16 protein-coding genes are annotated in these 22,535 nt (G+C 66.4%); 14 read left to right on the top strand and 2 right to left on the bottom strand.

Going from position 1 to position 22,535, the window contains the following annotated elements; all coding sequences use genetic code 11:
• The first annotated feature begins 11 nt into the window (after window positions 1–11).
• The 4 genes from AC3XQU_RS20965 to AC3XQU_RS20980 all read left to right on the top strand — a co-directional run bounded on the left by AC3XQU_RS20965 (window position 12) and on the right by AC3XQU_RS20980 (window position 6,443).
• Window positions 12–998 (top strand): zinc-dependent alcohol dehydrogenase family protein, encoded by a 987-nt coding sequence (locus AC3XQU_RS20965; protein ID WP_489876095.1) that lies wholly within the window; start codon window positions 12–14, stop codon window positions 996–998.
• A gap of 197 nt (window positions 999–1,195) precedes the next feature.
• A complete protein-coding gene (locus tag AC3XQU_RS20970) occupies window positions 1,196–2,809 on the top strand; it encodes a CehA/McbA family metallohydrolase (protein WP_489876096.1) in 1,614 nt (537 codons plus the stop codon).
• Between the two features lie 148 nt (window positions 2,810–2,957).
• Window positions 2,958–4,814 carry a M1 family metallopeptidase gene (locus AC3XQU_RS20975; RefSeq protein WP_489876097.1) on the top strand — a complete coding sequence of 619 codons (1,857 nt, stop codon included), beginning with the start codon at window positions 2,958–2,960 and terminating at the stop codon, window positions 4,812–4,814.
• 21 nt (window positions 4,815–4,835) lie between these two features.
• Window positions 4,836–6,443, top strand: a complete 1,608-nt coding sequence (locus AC3XQU_RS20980) for a serine hydrolase (RefSeq protein WP_489876098.1) — start codon at window positions 4,836–4,838, stop codon at window positions 6,441–6,443.
• A 68-nt stretch (window positions 6,444–6,511) separates the two neighbouring features.
• On the opposite strand, the gene AC3XQU_RS20985 is transcribed toward AC3XQU_RS20980, so the two are convergent.
• Entirely contained in the window at window positions 6,512–8,083 is a 1,572-nt protein-coding gene (locus AC3XQU_RS20985; RefSeq protein ID WP_489876099.1) for a S1C family serine protease, read from the bottom strand.
• Between the two features lie 139 nt (window positions 8,084–8,222).
• Window positions 8,223–9,014, bottom strand: a complete 792-nt coding sequence (locus AC3XQU_RS20990; RefSeq protein ID WP_489876100.1) for a class I SAM-dependent methyltransferase — start codon at window positions 9,012–9,014, stop codon at window positions 8,223–8,225.
• A gap of 402 nt (window positions 9,015–9,416) precedes the next feature.
• Here AC3XQU_RS20990 and AC3XQU_RS20995 point away from each other — a divergent pair, with 402 nt between their 5' ends.
• The 10 genes from AC3XQU_RS20995 to AC3XQU_RS21040 all read left to right on the top strand — a co-directional run bounded on the left by AC3XQU_RS20995 (window position 9,417) and on the right by AC3XQU_RS21040 (window position 22,515).
• Window positions 9,417–11,051 (top strand): TldD/PmbA family protein, encoded by a 1,635-nt coding sequence (locus AC3XQU_RS20995; RefSeq protein ID WP_489876101.1) that lies wholly within the window; start codon window positions 9,417–9,419, stop codon window positions 11,049–11,051.
• Window positions 11,052–11,063: 12 nt separating this feature from the next.
• Window positions 11,064–12,398: a TldD/PmbA family protein gene (locus AC3XQU_RS21000; protein ID WP_489876102.1), complete on the top strand. Its 1,335-nt coding sequence runs from the start codon at window positions 11,064–11,066 to the stop codon at window positions 12,396–12,398.
• A gap of 137 nt (window positions 12,399–12,535) precedes the next feature.
• Complete coding sequence (locus tag AC3XQU_RS21005; RefSeq protein ID WP_489876103.1) at window positions 12,536–14,173, top strand: TldD/PmbA family protein; 1,638 nt, start codon at window positions 12,536–12,538, stop codon at window positions 14,171–14,173.
• Window positions 14,174–14,187: 14 nt separating this feature from the next.
• Window positions 14,188–15,525 carry a TldD/PmbA family protein gene (locus tag AC3XQU_RS21010; protein WP_489876104.1) on the top strand — a complete coding sequence of 446 codons (1,338 nt, stop codon included), beginning with the start codon at window positions 14,188–14,190 and terminating at the stop codon, window positions 15,523–15,525.
• Window positions 15,526–15,530: 5 nt separating this feature from the next.
• Window positions 15,531–16,151 (top strand): DUF4159 domain-containing protein, encoded by a 621-nt coding sequence (locus AC3XQU_RS21015; protein WP_489876105.1) that lies wholly within the window; start codon window positions 15,531–15,533, stop codon window positions 16,149–16,151.
• Between the two features lie 3 nt (window positions 16,152–16,154).
• Entirely contained in the window at window positions 16,155–17,159 is a 1,005-nt protein-coding gene (locus AC3XQU_RS21020) for an AAA family ATPase (protein WP_489876106.1), read from the top strand.
• 2 nt (window positions 17,160–17,161) lie between these two features.
• Window positions 17,162–18,052: a DUF58 domain-containing protein gene (locus AC3XQU_RS21025; RefSeq protein WP_489876107.1), complete on the top strand. Its 891-nt coding sequence runs from the start codon at window positions 17,162–17,164 to the stop codon at window positions 18,050–18,052.
• Window positions 18,049–19,020 carry a BatA domain-containing protein gene (locus tag AC3XQU_RS21030; protein ID WP_489876108.1) on the top strand — a complete coding sequence of 324 codons (972 nt, stop codon included), beginning with the start codon at window positions 18,049–18,051 and terminating at the stop codon, window positions 19,018–19,020. The genes AC3XQU_RS21025 and AC3XQU_RS21030 overlap by 4 nt, the downstream gene beginning before the upstream one ends.
• The gene (locus tag AC3XQU_RS21035) at window positions 19,004–20,980 is read left to right on the top strand and encodes a hypothetical protein (protein WP_489876109.1); all 1,977 of its coding nucleotides are present in this window, start codon (window positions 19,004–19,006) and stop codon (window positions 20,978–20,980) included. The genes AC3XQU_RS21030 and AC3XQU_RS21035 overlap by 17 nt, the downstream gene beginning before the upstream one ends.
• Entirely contained in the window at window positions 20,977–22,515 is a 1,539-nt protein-coding gene (locus AC3XQU_RS21040) for a hypothetical protein (RefSeq protein ID WP_489876110.1), read from the top strand. The genes AC3XQU_RS21035 and AC3XQU_RS21040 overlap by 4 nt, the downstream gene beginning before the upstream one ends.
• Window positions 22,516–22,535: the final 20 nt, after the last annotated feature.

Consider the following 22,535-nt stretch of genomic DNA (forward strand, 5'->3'; position numbering starts at 1 on the left):
GTGAGGATCCCATGAAAGCAATCGTACTCAAGCATTTTGGCGGCCCGGAGGCATTCGAACTGATCGAGCTTCCCAAGCCCGTCCCCGGTGCGGGCCAGGTCCTGGTCCGCGTCCACGCCACCTCCATCAACCCGCTGGATTTCCAGGTCAGGCGCGGGGATTACCGGGACCTGGTGCCGCTGCCGGCCATTACCGGACACGATGTCTCAGGCGTGATCGAAGCCGTCGGGGCAGGGGTGACGGCCTTTGTCCCGGGTGACGAGGTCTGGTACACGCCCCAGATCTTCGATGGTCCGGGAAGCTATGCCGAGTACCACGTGGCGTCCGAGCATATCGTCGGGAAGAAGCCCGCGTCCCTGAGCCATCTCGAAGCCGCCAGCCTGAGCCTGGTGGGAGGAACGGCATGGGAAGCCCTGGTCGTACGCGCGGGGCTGCGCGTCGGCGAAACCATCCTGGTGCATGGCGGCGCCGGCGGGGTAGGGCATGTGGCGATCCAGCTGGCCAAGGCCATCGGCGCGAGGGTGATCACGACCGCACGCGAAGACAATGCCGGGTTTGTGCGCGGCATGGGCGCCGATGTCGTCATCGACTACGAGAAGCACGATTACGTCGAAGCCGTCCTGCGCGAAACGGGAGGCCAGGGTGTCGATGTCGTGTTCGATACGATCGGTGGCGATACCCTGTCGCGCTCGGCGGACTTGCTGGCCCAGCTCGGCCGGCTCGTCTCGATCGTCGATATCGCGCAGCCGCAAAACCTGATCCAGGCCTGGGGCAAGAATGCGAGCTACCACTTCGTCTTCACCCGGCAGAACCGGGGCAAGCTCGACGAACTGAGCGCCCTGGTCGAGCGCGGCCAGCTCAGGCCCCATGTCGGCGCCATCTATTCGCTGGCCGACATTCCTCTTGCCCATGCGCGCCTGGAAAGCCGCGACAAGGGCTTGCGCGGAAAAATCGCCATCGCCGTAGTGCCGGATGCGAACGCGCCAGCGCAATCGTGAACCAGGCCCGGGAGGACATCATGGTCGACGACAGTGCAGGGACTCCCGACCAGACCGGCCTGGCACAGGCCCCGGCCAGCTTCGCGCGGGCAGTTGAAGTGCCTCAACTTTATAGATAAATTTGCAATAACGAAGACGGATCGGCGCAAGGTGGACTTCCATGCAATTGCAAAAATTGCATTATGAAAAATATCACCTTGCCCCTCTCCCTCCGTGCGCTGCTGCTGGCCCTGTGCTGCAGCAGCGCTGTCGCGGCCCCTGCCGAGCATAAGGAATTCGAAGCCACCCTGCACGCGCCCTTCCAGGCCGACGCAGGCGCGCGCCGGACCTTCAGCCTGTCCTTCCATTATCCCGGCCTGGAACGCGCGGGGACGGTGGACTGGTCGCTGGAACTGGTCAACCCCGAGGGCCGTGTCGCCCAGCGCTGGCGCGGCAGCCGCAGCCTCGCTGGCGCCGCGGTCCCCGCATCGGTCACCTGGAATGGACGCATCGGCGCCAAGCCTGCCCCCGCCGGCCTGTACCGGGTGCGCCTGCGCGCCGGCCTGCGCGGCGACCACGAAGCGTTCGTGGAACAGGAATGGCAGATCGCCGTCGGCAGCGCACCCGCGCCGCGCATGCCGGGCTTTATGCCCTTGCCCGGCGCCCGAGGCCAGGATCGTTCCGCCGCGATGGCCCCGGCAACTGGCGACATGCCTTATACCGTCTACCTGGCCAACCTGCACAGCCAGAGCAATCACAGCGACGGCGGCGCTGCCCTTGCTGACTGCAAGGGTGCGCAAGACCCGCTCAGCGCAACATACGGGCCGGAAGCAGCCTTTGCCTATGCCCGCGGGCGCGGCCTGGACGTGCTGGCGGTATCGGAGCACAACCACATGTACGACGGCTCGGATGGCACCGCACCCGAGGCCGACCCCGCCGCCGCCAGGGCGCTCTACCAGGCCGGCCTGGCCAGCGCTGCGGCCTTCACCGCCTCCAAGCCCGGCTTCCTCGCGCTCTACGGCATGGAGTGGGGCGTCATCAACCATGGGGGCCACGTCAACATCTTCAACAGCGACGAGCTGCTGGGCTGGGAAAAGAACGCCAGGGGCGAGCTGCTGGCCGACACGCCTACGCCGCGTAACGACTACGCCGCGCTGTACACCCTGATGCGCCAGCGCGGCTGGATCGGCCAGTTCAACCATCCCGCACAGCAGGGCCAGTTCGTGGTGAACGGCGTGCCGCTTGCCTACACGCCGGACGGCGACGAAGCGATGGCCTTGTGCGAGGTGATGAACAGCACCGCCTTCTCCACCAACGAGTCCGAAACCGAGACACGGCGCAGCAATTTCGAGCAGGCCTGCAACCGGCTGCTGGAAGCCGGCTACCACGTCGCCTTCAGCACCAACCAGGACAACCACTGCGCCAATTGGGGCGCGTCCTATACCAACCGCACCGGCGTGCTGCTGCCGACCGGGACCGCCTTGACGCGCGAGAGCTTCATGGCAGCGCTCAAGGCGCGGCGCGTGTTCGCGACCATGGACAAGAGCGCGCAGCTGGTCTTTACCGCCAACGGCAAGCTGATGGGCGAGCGCTTCACCAACCGCGGTCCGCTGACGCTGAAAACGCACTTTGCGTCCAGCTCCGGCAAGAAGGTGGCCGCGGTGGCGATCATGGAGGGCGTGCCGATGCGCGGCGGATTGGTGACACAGTTGTCGTCCACGGCCGTCACGACCTTCACCCCGGCCCCGGGCCAGCATTTCTACTATGCGAAGCTGACGCAGGAAGACGGCAACGTCCTGTGGTCCGCGCCCGTGTGGGTCAACCAGGAATAGCCGAGCATCGCCGGGTGGGCGGAATCCACCTACCCGGCGGCCCCGTCAATACGTCCTCCTCACGCTTTCGCCCCCCTGGCGAAGATGCTATCCTGCTCGCGCCCCTCAGCCCTGCCTGGGCTGCCTGAACACCCTTCTGCGAGAGACCATGAAGACAAGCACCCTGCTGCGCGCCGCGGCCTGCGCCTTCCTCGGCCAGTGGAGCGCCTATGCGTTCGCACTCGATCCGCTCAGCTACGCCAAATACGACCAGGTCAAGACCACCGCCCTGCACCTGGACCTGAAGGCCGACTTCGCGCGCAAGACCCTGGCAGGCTACGCCGACCTGACCCTGGACTGGCTCGACAAATCGGCTACCACGCTCGACCTCGACACCCGCGAGCTGGCAATCTCGAAGATCGAGGCGCAGGATGCGAAAGGCACGTGGAAGCCGGTCAAGTACACGCTCGACAAGCTCGAGGCCGACAAGGGCCAGGCCCTGCACGTGGCCCTGCCGGGCCAGCCCACGAAAATCCGCATCCACTACAAGACCGCGCCGACTGCCGCCGCACTGCAATGGCTCACGCCAAAGCAGACCATGTCGGGCAAGTACCCTTTCATGTTCAGCCAGTCGCAGCCGATCAACGCACGCTCCTTCGTGCCGATCCAGGACACGCCGGCGGTGCGTTTCACCTACACCGCCCGCATCGAGGCACCGAGCGGCATGCGCGTGGTGATGAGCGCCGATAACGACCCGAAGGCCACCGGCAAGGGCGGCTGGAAGTTCACGATGCCGCAGCCGATTCCATCCTACCTGCTGGCGATCGGCATCGGCGAGCTCGAAGCGCGCACGCTGGGCGGGCGCACCGGCGTCTACGCCGAGCCGCAGCGCATCAAGGCCGCCGAATACGAATTGGCCGATACCGAAAAAATGGTGGAAGCGGCCGAGTCGCTCTACGGCCCGTATCGGTGGGGGCGTTACGACATGCTGGTGCTGCCGCCGTCCTTCCCGATCGGCGGCATGGAAAACCCGCGCCTGACCTTCCTGACCCCGACCATGATCGCGGGCGACCGCAGCCTGGTCGACCTGATCGCGCACGAGCTGGCGCACAGCTGGTCCGGCAACCTGGTGACCAACGCCTCGTGGAAGCACTGGTGGCTCAACGAGGGTTTCACGACTTACGTGACCACCCGCATCCTCGAGAAGATGTATGGCGAGGAAGTGGCGACCATGAACCTGCAGCTCGAGCAGGAAGAAGCGATCGAGTCGCTCAAGACCATTCCGGCCGCGAAGCAGGCGCTGCTCACGCGCCATCCGGACACCTCGAACGAGCATTACACCGACGAAGGCCTGGCCTATCCGAAGGGCGCCTGGTTCCTGCGCACCCTGGAAGAGCGCGCCGGCCGCGCCGCCTTCGATCCCTTCCTGCGCAGCTGGTTCGACCAGCACGCCTTCCAGAGCGTGACCACCGAGCAGTTCGTGCAGTTCCTGCGCGCGAACCTGCTGGCCAAGAACCCGAAGATCATGAGCGACGCGGAGCTCGACGAATGGCTGTACGGTCCGGGCATCCCGGCCAGCGCCAAGCATGCCGTCTCGGCACGCCTGGCCAAGCTGAACGACACCACCGCGCGCTGGCTCAAGGGCGGCTTGACGACCGCGCAGCTCGATACGAAAAACTGGACCGCCGCCGAGTGGATGAAGTTCCTGAACGATATCGACAACAAGGCCAGCGCCGCCCAACTGCAGGAACTGGACAAGGCCTTCGGCCTGGCCAAGACGGGCAACAACGAAGTCGCCTTCCGCTTCTACCGCGCCTCGGTGCATGCCGGCTACCGCGGCGTGCGCCCGAACCTGGAAGCCTTCCTATTGAAGGTGGGCCGCCAGAAGTTCGTGGTGCCGCTCTACGGCGCGCTGCGCGCCAAGCCTGACGACCGCGCCTGGGCCGAGCGCATCTACAAGGCGGCGCGCGAGCGCTATCACCCGGAGACGCAGGGCAGCGTCGACAAGCAGATGAACAAACAATAAGGACCGACCAGCGTGATTTCCATGAACCGCATTGCAGCCGCGATCCTGATCGCGTTTTCCGCCTGTGCCACCGCCGTCGCGCAAACGGGCGCCGCACCGGCAGCCGAGCAAGCCGCCGCCTACAACCTCGAAGCCGACGTCACCCGCGTCATGAAAACCTTCCAGGTGCCGGGCATCGCGATTGCCGTCGTCAAGGACGGCAAGGTCGTCGTCGCGCAAGGCTTCGGCGTGCGCAAACTCGGCGAGCCGGCCAAGGTCGACGGCAAGACCATCTTCGAGATCGCCTCCAACTCCAAGGCCTTCACGGCCGCCGCGCTGGGCATGCTGGTCGACCAGGGCAAGCTGGAGTGGGACGACCCGGTGATCAAGCACCTGCCGGACTTCCGCATGTACGACGCCTACGTCACCGCCGAGATGACGGTGCGCGACCTGCTGACCCACCGCAGCGGCCTGGGACTGGGGGCGGGTGACCTGATGTGGTGGCCGACCACCACCTTCACCACCGACGAGATCATCCACAACCTTCGCTACATCAAGCCGGCCACGAGCTTTCGCAACAGCTACGCCTACGACAACCTGCTCTACATCGTGGCCGGCAAGATCATCGCCGCCAAGTCGGGCAAGACCTGGGGCGAGACCATGCACGAGTGGATCCTGAAACCCGCGGGCATGGCGGGCACCACCACCAGCCTGGCCGAGAACGCGAAGTTCGCCAACGTCTCGGCCCCGCACAGCAAGATCAACGGCAAGATCGCCGCGGTCAAGCCGATGCCGGTCGATAACGCGGTCGGCGCCGTCGGCATCAACACCAGCGCCGAAGACATCGCGCGCTGGATGAACGTGCTGCTCGATCACGGCCGCGTGGGCAAGGGTGCGGACGGCAAGGATGTGCGCCTGTTCTCCGAGAAGCAGGCGCGCGAGATGTGGACGCCGCAGACCCCGATGAAGATCAGCCAGCCGCGCCCTCCGCTAGCCGCCACCCGGCCGAACTTCTACGCCTACGGCCTGGGCTTCCAGCTGCGCGACTACCAGGGCAAGATGGTGGCGCTGCACGGCGGCGCACTGCAGGGCTTCTATTCGCGCGTGCTGCTGGTGCCGGAATCGAAGCTGGGCATCGCGATCTTCACCAATGCCGAAAGCGGCTCCTCGCTGTCGGCCCTGCAGTACCGCCTGCTGGACCAGTACCTGAACGTGGCGCCGACCGACTGGATCGGCCGCGTGGCGGACGTCGAGCGCGAGACGATGGAGAAGGAAGCGGCGCGCCTGAAGAAGGAAACCGCGACCCGTGCGGCCGCGTCGAAACCGTCGCTGGCGCTGGCCGCCTACGAAGGCGACTACCAGGACCCGTGGTATGGCCTGGCGAGCATCAAGCGGGTGGGAACGAAGCAGGTGCTGTCGTTTGCGAAGACGCCTGATTTGACGGGGGAACTGGAGCACTTCCAGCACGACACCTTCATCGTGCGCTGGAAGGAGCGCAACTTCAATGCGGACGCCTACGTGACCTTCTCGCTGGACCACGACGGCAGCATCGAACGGATGCGGATGAAGCCGGTGTCGACGGAGACGGACTTCAGCTATGACTTCCAGGACCTGCTGTTCACGCCTGTGAAGAAAGAGAAGAAGGGCTGATCCACGGCCTGTTGAACTTGGGTTCCCGCGAAGGCGGGAACCCAATGATTGCGTGAGCCGACCTTAGCTTACTTCCCGCCCCACACCTTCATCATATCCTCCGACCCCTGCGTGCGCACCCCGTTATCCGACAGGATCGCATCGGTCGCATCCAGCGTCGCCTTGCGCGGCAGGATCATGGTCTCGCCGTAGCGCTGGTCGAACTTGAACACCACGTGCTCGTCCTTCAGGTCGCGCAGGGTCGCCACCAGGTGCGCCAGGCTGCGGATCTTGACGCCGTTGACCGTATCGACCACCGAACCGAAACGGTTGCTGTAGCCGCTCACCAGCTTGTGCGGGAAGAAGGGACTGCTGATCACCACCAGCTCTTCGCGCGCCGCATCCGGCGAATCGCCGCGCTGGGTCACCAGGGGGCTGTCGTTGAAGCTGTAGGCATTCATCGCCGGTGCACTCGAGACCAGGAAGGACAGGAATTCGCTGGTGGCGCGCGTAAACACCGCCGGGCCGTACACGAAATAGGACGGGTAGCCGCCGTTCAGGTCCGGGATCAGGAGCGGGCGCGGGCCGCTGGCCGGCACATCCACCCGCATGGTCTTACCGCCGCGCACGATGGTCATCGGCACCTTGCCGTTTTTCGCCACCTGCTGGATGCGGTACTGGAAGCGCACGCGCAGGTTCGAGCCCAGCTTGACCATGCCCTGGTTGTCGATCGGGTGCTCGCCGATGTGGGTGACGATGTCCCATTCCTTCAGAGGCCAGCTCGCATCGGTTTTATACGGACGATGCACCACCGCGCCTTCGACCGACTTGTCGAGTTTCAGGTACTGGCGCAGCGCCGGGTTTTCCAGCGTCTGGATGCTGTCGTGCAGCAGCGGCTTGCCGTCGTAGCGGCCGTCGGCCACGTCTTTCAGGAACAGCTCGATCTCTTCGTTCGGGATCACATAACCGATGTTCTGCGCGCCGGCCGCCATCGAGAAGGCCAGGCCGATCATCTTGTCGCCGGCGATCACGGGGCCGCCGCTGTTGCCCGGGTTGATCGGCGCATCGATCTGGATGCGCAGGCCCGAGCTGAACGAGCCGTAGCCGACGAATTCCACGCGCGAGACGATGCCGCGGGTGGTGGACAGCGAATTGCCGCCGACCGGATAGCCGTAGGCGAATACCGCTTCGCGCACGTCCGGCAGCACGGCTGCGCGCGGCACCGCCGGGCGCTTGTCGAAGAAGGAGGCGTCGTCCAGCTCCAGCACCGCCAGGTCCAGGCCGCGTGCGAGGGCAATGACCTTGGCCGAGACCTTGTCGCCCGACTGGCTGGCCTGCACCTCGACCTGGCTGGCATAGCCGACCACGTGGGCATTGGTCAGGATGCGCTTGCCCTCGATGATGACGCCCGAGCCGGTCACGTCGACCGGGGACTGCTTGGCCCAGGGCTTGTATGGGTCGGGACGGCGCACGGTGGCGAAGATCTTGACCACCGAATTCTCGACGGACGGCAGGGCCGGTGCGGTGGTGGCGGACGGGGTCGCGGTCGCAGGCGACGGCGGGGTCGCAGGCGTCGGGGCGGGCGGTGGGGTGGTGTCCTGGGCGTGGACGAGGCCTGCCATGGCGAATGCCACGGCGGCGGCGAGGCGGACGATCTTCATAAATTCCTTCGGTGGCTCAATCGGGTCGGACTGGATGGATACAAGCCGCCAGAATATACACGCTCGCCGCCGAAGGAAACACACGAATCTTCACAGCCGGGGGAGGGCGAACCCGCCCCGGCCGGGAAGGTGGCGCGGCTTACTGCTTGACGAACTTGAGCGTCATGCGGTCGCTTTCGCCGATCGCCATGTACTTCTCGCGGTCCTTGTCCTTGTTGGCCAGCACCGGCGGCAGGGTCCAGACGCCTTTTTCGTGGTCGGCCGTGTCCTTCGGATTGGCGTTGACTTCGGATTTGCCGGCCAGCTTGAAGCCCGCGCTTTCCACGGTCTTGATCACCCAGGCTTCGTGCACATAGCCGCTCGATGCCTTGGCATCCTGCGTCATCTTGGCCGGGAGGCGGTGGTCGACGATGCCCAGCACACCGCCCGGTTTCAGGACCTTGTGGATTTCCTTGAAGGTGGTTTTCAGGCCTTCTTCACCCGTGCCCACCCAATTGTGCAGGTTGCGGAAGGTCACCACCATGTCGACGCTGTTTGGCGCCGCGATCGCGTAGGTCGCAGGCGGTTCGAACACGGCCGGGACGACCTTGTCGAAGACGGCCGGGTTCGAATCGAGCTTCTTGCGGAAGGCCATGCCGCCGCGGCTTTCCGGAACGATGGCCGGGCCGGCGCCGATGAGCTTGCCCTTGTCGCGCAGGTAGGCAGCCAGGATCTCGGTGTACCAGCCGCCGCCCGGCGCCAGCTCCACCACCGTCATGTTCGGCTTGATGCCGAAGAAGGTGAGGGTTTCGTAGGGATGGCGGGCGCTGTCGCGCGCCTTGTTGGCGGCGCTGCGGTGTTCGCCCGCGATGGCCGCTTTCAGTGCGTCGTCCGCGTGGGCCGCGCCGGCCATGCCGGTGGCCAGCATCGCGGCCAGGATCAGTCGTTTCATCGGTTCGGGGTCTCCAGGAGTTGTTGTGCGCGGCCGGTCGGGACGCCGCCGCCGCGCTGATGATCCGGCAGCTCGGACCGGCAGTCAAGCGTTCCCTGTATATGCATATCCGGCCCGCGGGCTTGTCCCGTTGTTGTCCGGAAATTGTCCGCAGCGGACACAGCGGACGGTCGTCCGGACACCGGGCCGGACAGTCGCCCGCATCCAAAATCATGCACTTAGCAAAGGCTTTGATATGGCACAACAATTGCCTATTCAAATCCTCATCTTGCTGCTAATGTTGCCAAGTTTTTCGTCGCAATCATTGCCTGGCCAGGAAACTTGCCAGCGCCGTACATACAAGAGCGGACCGTGAAGCCGGCGGGACCGCTGTCCAGAAACAGGTAGATTTCAGGAGACACGATGGAACGCCGTACTTTTCTAAACTTCAGCAGCCTGGCCATGGCCACCTCCCTGGTCCCGTTCAGCCGCGCGATCGCCGCTGAAGAGCTATTGACCAGCATGCCGACCGCCGCCAAGAAGGCGCTTGCCGACGTTGCGCTCAACGCCGCCACCAAGGCCGGCGCCAGCTACGCGGACGTGCGCATCGGCCGCTACCTGAACCAGTTCATCACCACCCGCGACCTGAACGTCGAGAACGTGGCCAACACGGAGTCGGCCGGCATCGGCGTGCGCGTGATCGCCAATGGTGCCTACGGCTTCGCCGCCACCTCCGACATGAGCAGCGACGGCATCGCCAACGCCGCGCGCCAGGCAGTGGCGATCGCCAAGGCCAATGCCAAGCTGCAGTCCGAACCGGTGCGTCTCGCGCCAGTCAAGGGCGTGGGCGAAGTGTCGTGGGCCACGCCGATCAAGAAGGACTGGCGCACCGTGCCGATCAAGGAAAAGGCCGACCTGCTCATCGCCGCCAACAAGGCCGGCATGGACGGCGGCGCGGCCTTCATGAATTCGATGCTGTTCCAGGTGAACCAGCAAAAGTACTTCGCTTCCACCGACGGTTCCTACATCGAGCAGGACGTGCACCGCCTGTGGGCGCCGTTCCAGGCCACCGCGGTCGACAAAGCCACCGGCAAATTCCGTTCGCGTTCGGGCCTGGGCGCGCCGGTCGGCATGGGCTACGAATACCTGGACGCACGCCCCGAGCACAAGATCAAGGCTGCCGGCGGCGTCGCCACGCTGTACACCGGTTCGTACGACCTGATCGAGGACGCCAGGGCCGCCGGCCGCGACGCCAAGATGAAGCTGACCGCCAAGTCGGTCACGCCGGGCAAGTACGACCTGATGCTCTCGCCGGAACACCTGTGGCTGACCATCCACGAGAACGTCGGCCACCCGACGGAACTGGACCGCGTGCTCGGCTACGAAGCCAACTACGCCGGCACCAGCTTCGCCACGCTCGACAAGTGGGAGACCAAGAAATTCAAGTACGGTAACCCGATGGTCAACCTGTATGCGGACAAGGTCACCCCGGGCTCGCTGGGCGCCGTCGGCTACGACGACGAAGGCGTCAAGACCAAGAAGTGGGACATCATCAAGGACGGCATCCTGGTCAACTACCAGGCCACCCGCGACCAGGCCCACATCATCGGCGAAAAGGAATCGCACGGCTGCTCGTACGCCGACAGCTGGAACTCGGTGCAGTTCCAGCGCATGCCGAACGTCTCGCTCGCCCCCGGCAAGAAGAAGCTGACCCCGGACGAGATGGTCAAGGACATCAAGAAGGGCATCTACATCGTCGGCGACGGCTCGTTCTCGATCGACCAGCAGCGCTACAACTTCCAGTTCGGCGGCCAGCTGTTCTACGAAATCAAGGACGGCAAGATCGGCCCGATGCTGGAAGACGTCGCCTACCAGGCCAATACCCAGGAATTCTGGACCGCCTGCAGCGCGATCTGCGACGAGCGCGACTGGCGCATGGGAGGCTCCTTCTTCGACGGCAAGGGCCAGCCGCCGCAGATCAGCATCGTCTCGCACGGCTCGAGCACGACGCGCTTCAACGGCATCAACGTGATCAACACCGCACGTAAAATCGGCTAAGGCGAGGACCCCATGAGCATCCTGAACCAGGACCAAACCAAGCGCATCTCGGACCGCGTGCTGTCGCTCTCCAAGGCCGACGAATGCATCGTCAGCGTCGAGGGCAGCCGCATCGGCAACATCCGCTTCGCGCGCAATGCCGTTTCCACCGCCGGCCTGTCCGACGACACCCAGCTGCAGGTGCAGGTCGCCTTCGGCAAGCGCCAGGGCACCGCCACCATCAACGAGTTCGACGACAAATCGCTCGAGCGCGCCGTGCGCCGCGCCGAAGACCTGGCGCGCCTGGCGCCGGAGAATCCGGAATTCATGCCGGCGCTGGCCAAGACCGCCTACAAGACTTCCGATACCTTCGTGCAGCGTACCGCCGACATCGACCCGGAGTACCGCGCCCAGGCTGCCGCCTATGCGATGGAAGCCTGCCGCAAGAAGGGCCTGGTCGCCGCCGGCTTCTTCACCGACCGCTCCACCTTCGAGAGCATCGCCAACTCGAACGGCGTGTTCGGCCACCAGGCCGCCACCTCGCTCGACTTCACCTGCACCGTGCGCACCGCGGACGGGCGCGGTTCGGGCTGGGTCAAGCGCTCGGCGCGCGACGTCAACAGATTCGATCCGCGCGAAGCGGCCGACGTGGCCATCGAAAAAGCGCTGCGTTCGGTGGACGCGCGCGCGCTGGAACCGGGCCGCTATACGGTGGTGATGGAGCCGGCCGCCACCAGCGACTTGATCAGCGCCATGCTGGGCGGCTTCAACGCCCGCCTGGCCGACGAAGGCCGCAGCTTCCTGTCCAAGCAGGGCGGCGCCAACCGCCTGGGCGACAAGCTGTTCGACCAGCAGGTGAATATCTGGACCGACCCATGGGACAAGGACGTGCCGGTGCTGCCGTGGGACAACGGCATGCTGCCGCGCGAGCGCATGCAGCTGGTCAAGGATGGCCGCATCAATGCGCTGAACTATTCGCGCTTCTGGGGCCAGAAGAAGAACCAGCGCGCGATCGGCAGCGCCGGCAACATCATCATGGCCGGCACCGACAAGACCACGGCCGACCTGATCGCCAGCACCAAGAAGGGCGTGCTGGTGACCCGCACCTGGTACATCCGCATGGTGGACCCGCAGTCGGTGCTGCTGACCGGCCTGACCCGCGACGGCACCTTCTACATCGAGAACGGCAAGATCAAGTACCCGATCAAGAACTTCCGCTTCAACGAGAGCCCGGTGACGATGCTGAACAATATCGAGGAAATCGGCAAGCCGGTCGTGATCGGCGGCGACGAGGCGAACTACTCGATGCTGATCCCGTCGATGAAGATCCGCGATTTCAACTTTACGTCGCTGTCGGACGCTGTCTAAGCAACCGTAGGGTGGGCGGCTTGCCGCCCACGCGGTAATCGGTAGCAGCAAGATCATCCGGCGCGATGATGAAGCCCTTAACTATCGCCGCATGGGCAGGAAACCTGCCCACCCTACGAATTACCATGGAATCTTAAATGGAACGCCGCAAATTCCTCCACATCGGCGCCGGCACTGCCGGCGCCATGCTCATTCCGGTCTTTGGCAACGCCATCGCCGCCGATGAGCTCATGAACCCGATGGCGGCCAGCGCCAAGAAGATCCTGGCCGACACCGCCCTGAACGCCGCCACCAAGGCCGGCGCGTCCTACTGCGACGTGCGCATCGGGCGCTACCTGAACCAGTTCATCATCACGCGCGACCGGAACGTCGAGAACATCAGCAACACCGAATCGAGCGGCGTCGGCGTGCGCGTGATCGCCAACGGCGCCTACGGTTTTGCCTCGACCAACGACATGAGCCCGGACGGCATCGCCAACGCGGCGCGCCAGGCCGTGGCGATCGCCAAGGCCAATGCCAAGCTGCAGTCCGAACCCGTGCGCCTGGCGCCGGTCAAGGGCGTGGGCGAGGTGGCCTGGGCCACGCCGGTCAAGAAGGACTGGCGCAGTATCCCGGTCAAGCAGAAGGCCGACATGCTGATCGCCGCCAACAAGGCCGGCATGGACGCGGGCGCGAGCTTCATGACCGCCTCGCTATTCCAGATCAACCAGCAGAAGTACTTCGCCAGCACCGACGGCTCCTACATCGACCAGGACATCCACCGCCTGTGGGCCCCGATCAACGCGACTGCCGTCGACAAGGCCAGCGGCAAGTTCCGCTCGCGTGCGGGCCTGAGCTCGCCCGTGTCGATGGGCTACGAGTATTTCGACGCGAAAGCCGGCGACAAGGTGCAGGCCGCCGGCGGCGTCACCACGCTGTACACGAACTCCTACGACATCGTCGAGGATGCACGCCTGGCCGGCAAGCAGGCGCGCGAGAAGCTGACCGCCAAGTCGGTCGAGCCGGGCAAGTACGACCTGGTGCTGAGCCCCGAACACCTGTTCCTGACCATCCACGAGAACGTCGGCCACCCGACGGAACTGGACCGCGTGCTCGGCTACGAAGCCAACTACGCCGGCACCAGCTTCGTGGGCCTCGACAAGTGGGAATCGAAGAAATTCAAGTACGGTTCCGAGCGCGTGAACTTCGTTGCCGACCGCACCACCCCGGGTTCGCTGGGCCTGATCGGCTACGACGACGAAGGCGTGCGCGCCAAGAAGTGGGACATCATCCGCAACGGCATCCTGGTGAACTACCAGGCCACGCGCGACCAGGCCCACATCATCGGCGAGAAGGAATCGCACGGCTGCTCGTACGCCGACAGCTGGAGCACGATCCAGTTCCAGCGCATGCCGAACGTGTCGCTCGAACCGGGCAAGGCGCGCCTGACCCCGGACGAAATGGTCAAGGACGTCAAGAAGGGCATCTACATCCTGGGCCGCGGCTCCTACTCGATCGACCAGCAGCGCTACAACTCCCAGTTCGGCGGCACGCTGTTCTACGAGATCAAGAACGGCAAGATCACCGGCCAGCTGGAAGACGTGGCTTACCAGACCAATACCCAGGAATTCTGGAACGCCTGCTCGGCCATCTGCGACGAGCGCGACTGGCGCATGGGCGGCTCGTTCTTCGACGGCAAAGGCCAGCCGAGCCAGGTGAGCGCAGTCTCGCACGGCTCGAGCACCGCCCGCTTCAATGGCATCAACGTCATCAACACCGCACGCAAGATCGGTTGAGGAGGAGACAACACATGAAACAGCTGAACCAGGAACAAGCAAAACGCATCACCGACCGCGTGATCGGTTTCTCGAAGGCCGACGAGTGCAACGTGTCGATCCAGGGCAACCGCACCGGCAACATCCGCTTCGCGCGCAACGGCGTATCGACCGCCGGCCTGACCGAAGACATGCAGCTGGCCGTGCGCGTCGCCTTCGGCAAGCGCGTGGGCACCGCCGTGATCAACGAGTTCGACGACAAGTCGCTGGAAAAGGCCGTGCGCCGCGCCGAGGAACTGGCGCGCCTGGCGCCGGAGAATCCGGAGTTCGTCCCGGCCGTGAGCAAGCAGGACTACCTCACCACCAAGACCTTCATGGCCTCGACCGCCGGCATCGACCCGGACTACCGCGCCGAAGTGGCCGCCGCCGCGATTGGCGCTGCGCGCGCCAAGAAGCTGGTGACCGCCGGCTTCTTCACCGACAATAGCAGCTTTGCCTGCATCGCCAACTCCAAGGGCGTGTTCGGCTTCCAGGAATTCACCGACCTGTCCTTCACCTGCACCGCGCGCACCGAAGACGGCCGCGGTTCGGGCTGGGTGACCCGCTCGGCAGTCGATGCGCGCCGCTTCAATGCGCGCGAAGCGGCCGACATCGCGATCGACAAGGCATTGCGCTCGGTCGACGCCAAGGCGCTGGAGCCGGGCCGCTACACCGTGATCCTGGAACCGGCGGCGACGTCTGAAATCCTCGGCAACATGTTCAGCTCCCTGGGCGCGCGCGCGGCCGACGAAGGCCGCAGCTTCCTGGCCAAGAAGGGCGGCGGCAACCGCCTGGGCGAGAAGCTGTTCGACGAGCAGGTCAATATCTGGGCCGACCCGTGGAACCCGGACGTGCCGGTGGCGCCATGGGACAACCAGACCATGATCGCCCGCAAGCGCACCGACATCGTCAAGAACGGCCGCATCGCCTCGCTCGGCTATTCGCCCTACTGGGCGCAGAAGACCGGCAACCCGGCCACGGCCAGCCACGGCAACATGATCATGGCCGGCGGCACCAAGTCGCTGGAAGAGCTCATTGCCGGTACCAAGAAGGGCATCGTGGTTACCCGCACCTGGTACATCCGCATGGTCGATCCGCAGTCGCTGCTCATCACGGGCCTGACCCGCGACGGCACCTTCTACGTCGAGAACGGCAAGATCAAGCACCCGGTAAAGAACTTCCGCTTCAACGAGAGCCCGGTCACCATCCTCAACAACATCGACGAATTGGGCAAGCCGGAAATCATCGGTGGCGACGAGGCCCCGTTCCAGATGGTGCTGCCGCCGATGAAGGTCCGCGACTTCAACTTCACTTCGCTGTCCGACGCGGTCTGATTTTTATGGCAACGTACGACTTCTACTTCACGCGCCTGATGTATGAGTCGGGCGACTGGGACGTGGATATTCGTACGCCCAGCAACGTGCTGAACTCCTTAGTGGAGTACACCACCTTGCGGGTGGATCCGGCGGAGCGCATGGTCGCGCTGTCGGATCCGAAGATGCTGCAGGCGCCGTTCTGCTATTTCGCAGGGCACAAGCTGGTGCAGTTCACGCCCGCCGAGCGGCGCAACCTCGAGCGCTACGTGCGCGGCGGCGGCTTTATCTTCGTCGATGACTGCAACCATGACATCGACGGCCTGTTCGCCAAGTCCTTCGAGGCCGAGATGACCAAGATCTTCGGGGCCTCGGCTTTGAGGAAGATCCCGAATACGCATCCGCTGTATTCGTGCTTCTTCAAGTTCGACGGCCCGCCCACCACCTCGGGCGAACTCAATGGCTGGGGCGACGACCTGGTGCACGAATACCTGAAGGCCATCGAATTCGGCGGGCGCGTGCGCCTGCTGTATTCGAACAAGGACTACGGATGCGAGTGGGACTACGACTTCCGCAACAAGCGGTTCCTCGCGGTCGACAACACCCGCTTCGCGGTCAACATCATTCAATACGCGTTGGGAGCATAAGCAGTGGCGCAACGACATGCAGTAGAGTGGAACGAGGCGGAAATCGCCAGCTTGACGGCGGCAGTCGGCGCGCTGAAGGAAAGCATGGCGCGCGTGATCATCGGCCAGGAAAACGTGGTCGATTTGCTCGTGACCTGCCTGCTGGCCGGCGGCCACGCGCTGGTCGAAGGCGTGCCGGGCCTGGGCAAGACGCTGCTGGTGAAATCGCTGGCCGAAGCCACCGACATGCAATTCCGCCGCGTGCAGTTCACCCCCGACCTGATGCCGTCCGATATCGTCGGCACCGAGATCCTGGAAGAAGACACCACGACGCGCCAGCGCGTGTTCCGCTTCCAGCAGGGCCCCGTGTTCACCCAGGTGCTGCTGGCCGACGAGATCAACCGCGCCCCGCCCAAGACCCAGTCGGCCCTGCTGGAAGCGATGCAGGAGCGCGCGGTGACCTTTGCCGGCACCACGCACAAGCTGCCGCGGCCCTTCTTCGTGCTGGCCACGCAGAACCCGATCGAGCAGGCCGGCACCTATCCGCTGCCGGAAGCCCAGCTCGACCGATTCCTGCTGCGCATCGACGTCGCCTACCCGACCGAAGACGAAGAAGTCATGATGGTCTCGCGCACCACCCACGCTGGCCTGGATGACGCCGAGCCGGCCATGACGGTGGAAACCCTGCTGCGCCTGCAGCAGCTGGTGCGCGACATCGAGATCGGCGAGCACTTGCTGCGCTACGCGACCCGCCTGGTGCGCGCGACCCGCCCGTCCGAGACTACCGTATCGGCGGTCAAGCAGCACGTCGGCTGGGGCGCCGGTCCGCGCGCCGGCCAGGCGCTGGTGCTGGCCTCCAAGGCGCGCGCCCTGATGCAGGGCCGCCTGGCGGTCACGCGCGACGATATCCAGGCCATGCTGCTGCCGGTGCTGGCGCACCGCGTGCTGCGCAACTTCGAGGCGGAAGCCGACGGCGTGGCCATTGCCGACATCCTGCACGCGCTGCGTAACGAGATCCGGGTCGACTGATCTTGTCGCTGGCGAAGACCGCGCTGATCGCGCACACGCAGAACCTCGACCTCGTGATCCGCCATGTGCTGGCGGGGCTCGGCCACGGCATCCATGCCGGGCGCGAGCGCGGGGCCGGCGTCGAATTCTCGGAATACCGGGCCTATGCGCCCGGGGACGAGTGGCGCCGGGTCGACTGGAAGCTGCTGGCGCGCGCCGACCGCTACTATGTGCGCGAGGCCGAACGCGACAGCCACGTGGCCGTGTGGCTGGTGCTGGACGCGAGCGCCTCGATGCTCGAGCCCAGCCGCAGTGTGGAAGGCGTCGACAAGCTGGCCTATGCACGCACCCTGCTCGGCTGCGTGGCGGCCATCGCCCAGCGCCAGGGCGATGCCTTCGGCCTGGTGATCCTCAATGAAGGCAAGGTGCAGTTCACGCCCGCCCTGCGCGGCCCGCGCCACCTGCAGCGCGTGCTGCTGCAGCTGAGCCGCGTGCAGGCCGCCGGCGACCTGCCCGATGCCGATACCCTGCGCGCCAGCCTGCATTTCGCCCAATCGCCCAGCGTGATCTTCGCGGCCAGCGACCTGCTCGACTGGCCTTCGCCACTGTCCCAAGCCTTGCTGCGCCTGCGTGGCATGCGCCACGACGTGCGCGTGCTCTGCCTGCAGACCCAGGCCGAAGTGGACGCCAGTTTTTCGGCCACGCCCGCCTACCGCGACCCCGAGCAGGGCAGCGGCGTATTCCGCTTCGGCGCCGACCTGCAGGAAGGCTACCGCCGCAACCGCGACGAGTACTTCACCCAGGTCACGGCGCAATGCCGCAAGAGCGACATTCCGCTGGTGGCGGCGCGCATCGAACAGCCGCCGGGCGAGGTGCTGCGCCTTTGGCTGCGCCGGCCCGGGAGCCGTCCATGAACGCCCTGTGGTGGTTCGCCTTGCCCATCCTGCTGCTGCCGATCTGGTGGCACCGGCGCAAGCGCGAGCAGCACAAGGCCGAGCCACTCGCGACCGCGCGCTTCCTGCCGCGCGCCGAGCCGCGCCAGACCCGCGCATGGCGCTGGAACGACCTGTTCCTGCTGCTGGTGCGCTGCCTGCTGCTGGCCTGCGCCATTGCCTGGCTGGCCGACCCGGTCCTGCCCTGGCGCGGCGACACCGTCATCGTGGCGGCGGACACCGACCAGGCATGGGTCGAGCGCCAGGTGGGACAGGCCGGGCTGCAGGAGGCGGACCGCGTCAGCCTGCCCGCCGCGCAAGCCATCGGCTGGCTGCGCACCCACGAGCGCGAATGGCGGCCCGATGCGCGCCTGCTGGTGCTGGGCGACATCCCGATGCCGGCTTTGACTCCCGAATTCAGGCGCAGGATCGACCTGCGCACCTTGGCGCGGCCGGCGCCGGCCGGCGCGCGCCATGTGTACATCGCCAGCGAGCGCCCGGAGCAGTGGCGCCGCGTCTTCGCCGCCGCCGGCGCGACCGTCGACGCGGCGCCGGGCGCCAAGACCGGCTTGATCGTCTGGGACCGGGCCGAGGCGCCGCCGCCCTCGCTGCGCGCGCCGCTCTGGCTCGTGGCCAATGCCGCCGCTTTCCCCGCATTGCGCACCGCCCCGCAGGTCGACGGCATGCGCTACGCGGACAGCCCTCAGGGGCGCCTCTGGCATTCCGCCGCCTGGCCGCCGGCCACGGCCGACGCCGCGCGCGTGCTGCTCGACAACTGGCAGCGCCTGCATGCGGGCCCGCCTGCCTACACCATGCCTTCGCGCGTGTTCGCGGCAACGCCCGCAGCGCCGGTGTTGGCGGCGAGCGGCGCCTTGCGCGACATCCTGATGGCCGCATTGGTGGCCTTGTTCGTACTCGAAAGGGTCTTGACGCATGCAAGAAGGCGCTGAGATTGTCCGGCGCGTCTGGCGCGCCGCCCAGCTGCGCCGGCTGCCGCTGTGGATCGCCGGGGCGCTGCCATGGCTGTTCATCCGCTCGGCGCCGGGCCTGATCGCCTGGATCGCGTGGTGCTCCTGGGACTGGGCCATCCTGCGCCGCCAGGTCGGCTATGCCTGGACCGGCTGGCTGGACGGCGCCGTGCCGGAAATGGAAGACAGCAGCGCGCTGCTCGAGCATGCGGCCACACCGGTCGCCCAGCTCCAGCGCCGCCGCCTGCTCGACCGGCTCGATGCCAGCCTGACCAGCCGACAGTTGCGCCGTATCGTCCGCGGCCGCGTGAAGGCGGGCTGGCCCTGGCTGCTGGCGAGTCTGGCGCTGGCCGCCGCCGTCTGGTTCTCCGGCGCCGCGCCGCAGGCTCCCGTTGCCCCATCCGGCAAGCTTCCGGCAGCGGTCTCCGCTCCTGCGGTCGGCCAGCTGGTGGTGCGCACCGCGCCCCCGGCCTACACCGGCGTGAAAGCCATCGAATCGGCCCCGCGCGACCTGCAGGTGCCCGAGCAGACCGTGATCACCTGGTGCCTGAAGGACGACGCCACCCCGCAAGAGACGGTCGAGCTCAGCAACGGCCAGGTGCTCAAGCCCGGCAAAGACTGTGCGCGCTGGACCGCGACGGAATCGGTGTTCTGGCGCTGGCGCGGCAAGCGCTTCACGGTCAAGGTCACGCCGGATGCGCCGCCGGAGATCGCGATCACCGCGCCGACCCAGATGGTGCAGGAATTACTCGATACGGCCACCAGCGCCGCAATGGGCGTGAAGGTCAGCGACGACTACCAGGTACGGCGCGCCACCCTGCACATGACGCTGGCGCGCGGCAGCGGCGAGAACATCCGCTTTACCGACCGCGAGATGCCTTTGCCGGCTTCGCCCGACCCGAAGCAGCGCAACTGGTCGAAGGCCTGGTCGCTGGCGGAACTGGGCATGGAGCCCGGCGACGAGCTGTATTTCTTCGTGCGCGCCGCCGACAATGCGGGCCGCCCGCACACGGTGCAGTCGCCCACCTACACGCTGCGCCTGCCGGCCCCGCCGGAAGCCGCGGAAGAAGAAAGCGCCGCCATGCCGATGCTGGTCAAGCCGCAGAGCCTGCGCAGCCAGCGCCAGATCATCATCGATACCGAGCAGCTCATCGCCGACATGCGCACGACGAAAATGAGCAAGGATGCGGTGCTCGAGCGCAGCCAGAAGATCGCCGCCGACCAGGGCGCGCTGCGCCGCCGCTACGGCCAGTTCCTGGGCGAGGAGTCGTCGCTGTTCGCCGATGGCGACGAGGAGGACGACCATGGAGCGGAGGAGGGCGGTAACCAGGACATCCTGCACCAGTATGGCCACGCCCACGACGAGGCGGAGAACGCCACGCTCTACGACGAAGACACCAAGAAAGTGCTGCGCCGCGCGCTGATGGCGATGTGGGATGCCGAAAAGGCGCTGCGCGCAATCACGCCCAAGGTGGCCTTGGCGCCCGAGCACAAGGCGCTGGAAGCGATCAAGGAATTGCAGCAGGCCGAGCGCATCTACCTGCACAAGACCGCCTTCGTGCCGCCGCCGATCAAGGAAGAAAAGCGCATGACCGGCGAGATGGATGGCACCGCCAGCTACCGGCGCGAACAGGGCGGGGCGGAGCAGCGCGTGCCGGAAGACGTGCAATTGCTGGTAAGCGCGCTGTCGGGCAGCGGCCCGCTGCCGGCGCTGTGGACCCGCGCCGCCCACGACTGGGTGCGCACCCGCATCGTGGAGGACGACCAGCGCCTGTCGGCCCAGGGCGCCATCCAGGACGTGGCCGATGGCTGCCTTGCCTGCCGTCCGGTGCTGCGTGCCTGGCTGCGCCAGGCCGCAGGCCAGGGACAAGTGCTGCTGCAGGCCCGCCCGACGGTGAAGACGCCTTTCGTGCGCGCCTGGCGTGAAGGAGCAACACCATGAACTTCACGATGAGCACCAATCTCATGCTGGCGCTGGTGGGCGCGGCAGGCCTTGCAAGTGCGGGACTGTATGCATGGCGCCGCCAGTGGCTGGACCTGCTGCTGGTGCTGGTGGCGGCGGCAAGCCTTGGCCTGTTCGCCGCCGGCATCCGCCTGCCGGGCGATGCGGGCAGGACGCTCACGCTCGATCCGGATGCCCCGGCCCCGATGCTGGACGGCGTGCGTGCGCTAGCCGTCAAGGGCGACGGCCTGCGCGCCGCGCAGTGGAACGATTTGCCGGCGCTGCCGCTGCAGTGGCAGCGCCCCGAGGGCGGCACGCTGCGCCTCGTATATCCGCGCCAGCTCGCGCTCGGCCGCACGTTCACATTGCGCGTGCAGCGCGAGGACCAGCGCGAGGCGCGCCTGCAGCTGCTGGCCGAGAACGGGCAGGTCATTGCGGAAGCACGAGGCACGGGCGAACTGGCCGTGAACTGGCTGCCGCCGCTGGCCGAGCGTGTCGTGCTCAAGGCGCGCCTGCTGGACGCTGCCGGGAAAACCGTCGCCGAAGGCCCGGTGCCGCTGACGATCACGGAGCCGGCCATCCTGCAGGTGCAGGGCCGCTTCGGCGCGCCGTCCTTCGACCTGCGCACCCTCAACGAACTGCTGGCCGGCAGCGGCGCGCTGCTCGACTGGCAGGTGGTGCTGGGACGCGCGATCACCCGCACCGAGCTGCCGGCGCAAGAGATGAAGGCGCCGAACCTCCTGGTGATCGACGCCGCCTGGTTCGAGCGCCTTGGCGCCGGCGAACGCTCCGCCTTGCTCGGACGCGTGGCAGGCGGCTTGCCCCTGCTGGTATTGGGCGCGAATGCCAACGATCCCGGCGTCTGGTCGCGCACGCTGGGCTTGCCGCTGCAGGCGCAAGCTGCGGGCAAGAAGATCGACGCGCCATTCGAATTGCCGGTAGCACCGCTCAATCCCGGGGCGCGCCAGGCCGGCCCGTGGACTGGCTCCGATAACCTGGTCTGGACCCGGTCCTGGCAGAAGGGTCGCATCGCCTGGCTCGGCGCCAGCGACTGGCATCGCCACGCGATCGCCGAGCCGCAGGCGCTGGCGCTGTGGTGGCAGGGCGTGCTCGACCGCGTAGGCGTCGAGGATCCGCGCGAGATCGAATGGCTGGAGCCGGAAGAGCTGCCGCTGCCGGGACAACGCATGGAACTATGCGCGCGCGGCGTGAAAGGCGACGTGGTCTTCCCGGACCTGAAACTCACGCGCACCTGGGCGCCGCGCACGGACGCCGCCTGCGTGGCCGTGTGGCCGGAGAAATCGGGCTGGCTGGAAGTGCAGGATGCGAAAGCCGGCGCGCACGCGGTGTATGTCTACGCCCCGAACGACTGGCCTCACTGGCAAGCGGCGCAACGTCGCGATGCGACTGCGCGCTACGCCGCCCGTACGCCGGGCAAGGCTTTGGCGGGGGCTGCGCGCGCCGTCCCGGCCTGGCCGTTCGCGCTGGTGTTTGCGCTGGCGATGCTGCTGCTGTGGTGGCGCGAGCGCCGCTGAATCCGGTGTCGGCGGGTCGG

This window comes from Telluria sp. AZSoR62 (assembly GCF_058111565.1).

Coding starts and splice junctions, on each gene's coding strand:
- AC3XQU_RS20965 (WP_489876095.1), top strand. CDS start 12: ATGAAAGCAATCGTACTCAAGCATTTTGGCGGCCCGGAGGCATTCGAA.
- AC3XQU_RS20975 (WP_489876097.1), top strand. CDS start 2,958: ATGAAGACAAGCACCCTGCTGCGCGCCGCGGCCTGCGCCTTCCTCGGC.
- AC3XQU_RS20980 (WP_489876098.1), top strand. CDS start 4,836: ATGAACCGCATTGCAGCCGCGATCCTGATCGCGTTTTCCGCCTGTGCC.
- AC3XQU_RS20985 (WP_489876099.1), bottom strand. CDS start 8,083: ATGAAGATCGTCCGCCTCGCCGCCGCCGTGGCATTCGCCATGGCAGGC.
- AC3XQU_RS20990 (WP_489876100.1), bottom strand. CDS start 9,014: ATGAAACGACTGATCCTGGCCGCGATGCTGGCCACCGGCATGGCCGGC.
- AC3XQU_RS20995 (WP_489876101.1), top strand. CDS start 9,417: ATGGAACGCCGTACTTTTCTAAACTTCAGCAGCCTGGCCATGGCCACC.
- AC3XQU_RS21000 (WP_489876102.1), top strand. CDS start 11,064: ATGAGCATCCTGAACCAGGACCAAACCAAGCGCATCTCGGACCGCGTG.
- AC3XQU_RS21005 (WP_489876103.1), top strand. CDS start 12,536: ATGGAACGCCGCAAATTCCTCCACATCGGCGCCGGCACTGCCGGCGCC.
- AC3XQU_RS21010 (WP_489876104.1), top strand. CDS start 14,188: ATGAAACAGCTGAACCAGGAACAAGCAAAACGCATCACCGACCGCGTG.
- AC3XQU_RS21015 (WP_489876105.1), top strand. CDS start 15,531: ATGGCAACGTACGACTTCTACTTCACGCGCCTGATGTATGAGTCGGGC.
- AC3XQU_RS21030 (WP_489876108.1), top strand. CDS start 18,049: ATGAACGCCCTGTGGTGGTTCGCCTTGCCCATCCTGCTGCTGCCGATC.
- AC3XQU_RS21035 (WP_489876109.1), top strand. CDS start 19,004: ATGCAAGAAGGCGCTGAGATTGTCCGGCGCGTCTGGCGCGCCGCCCAG.
- AC3XQU_RS21040 (WP_489876110.1), top strand. CDS start 20,977: ATGAACTTCACGATGAGCACCAATCTCATGCTGGCGCTGGTGGGCGCG.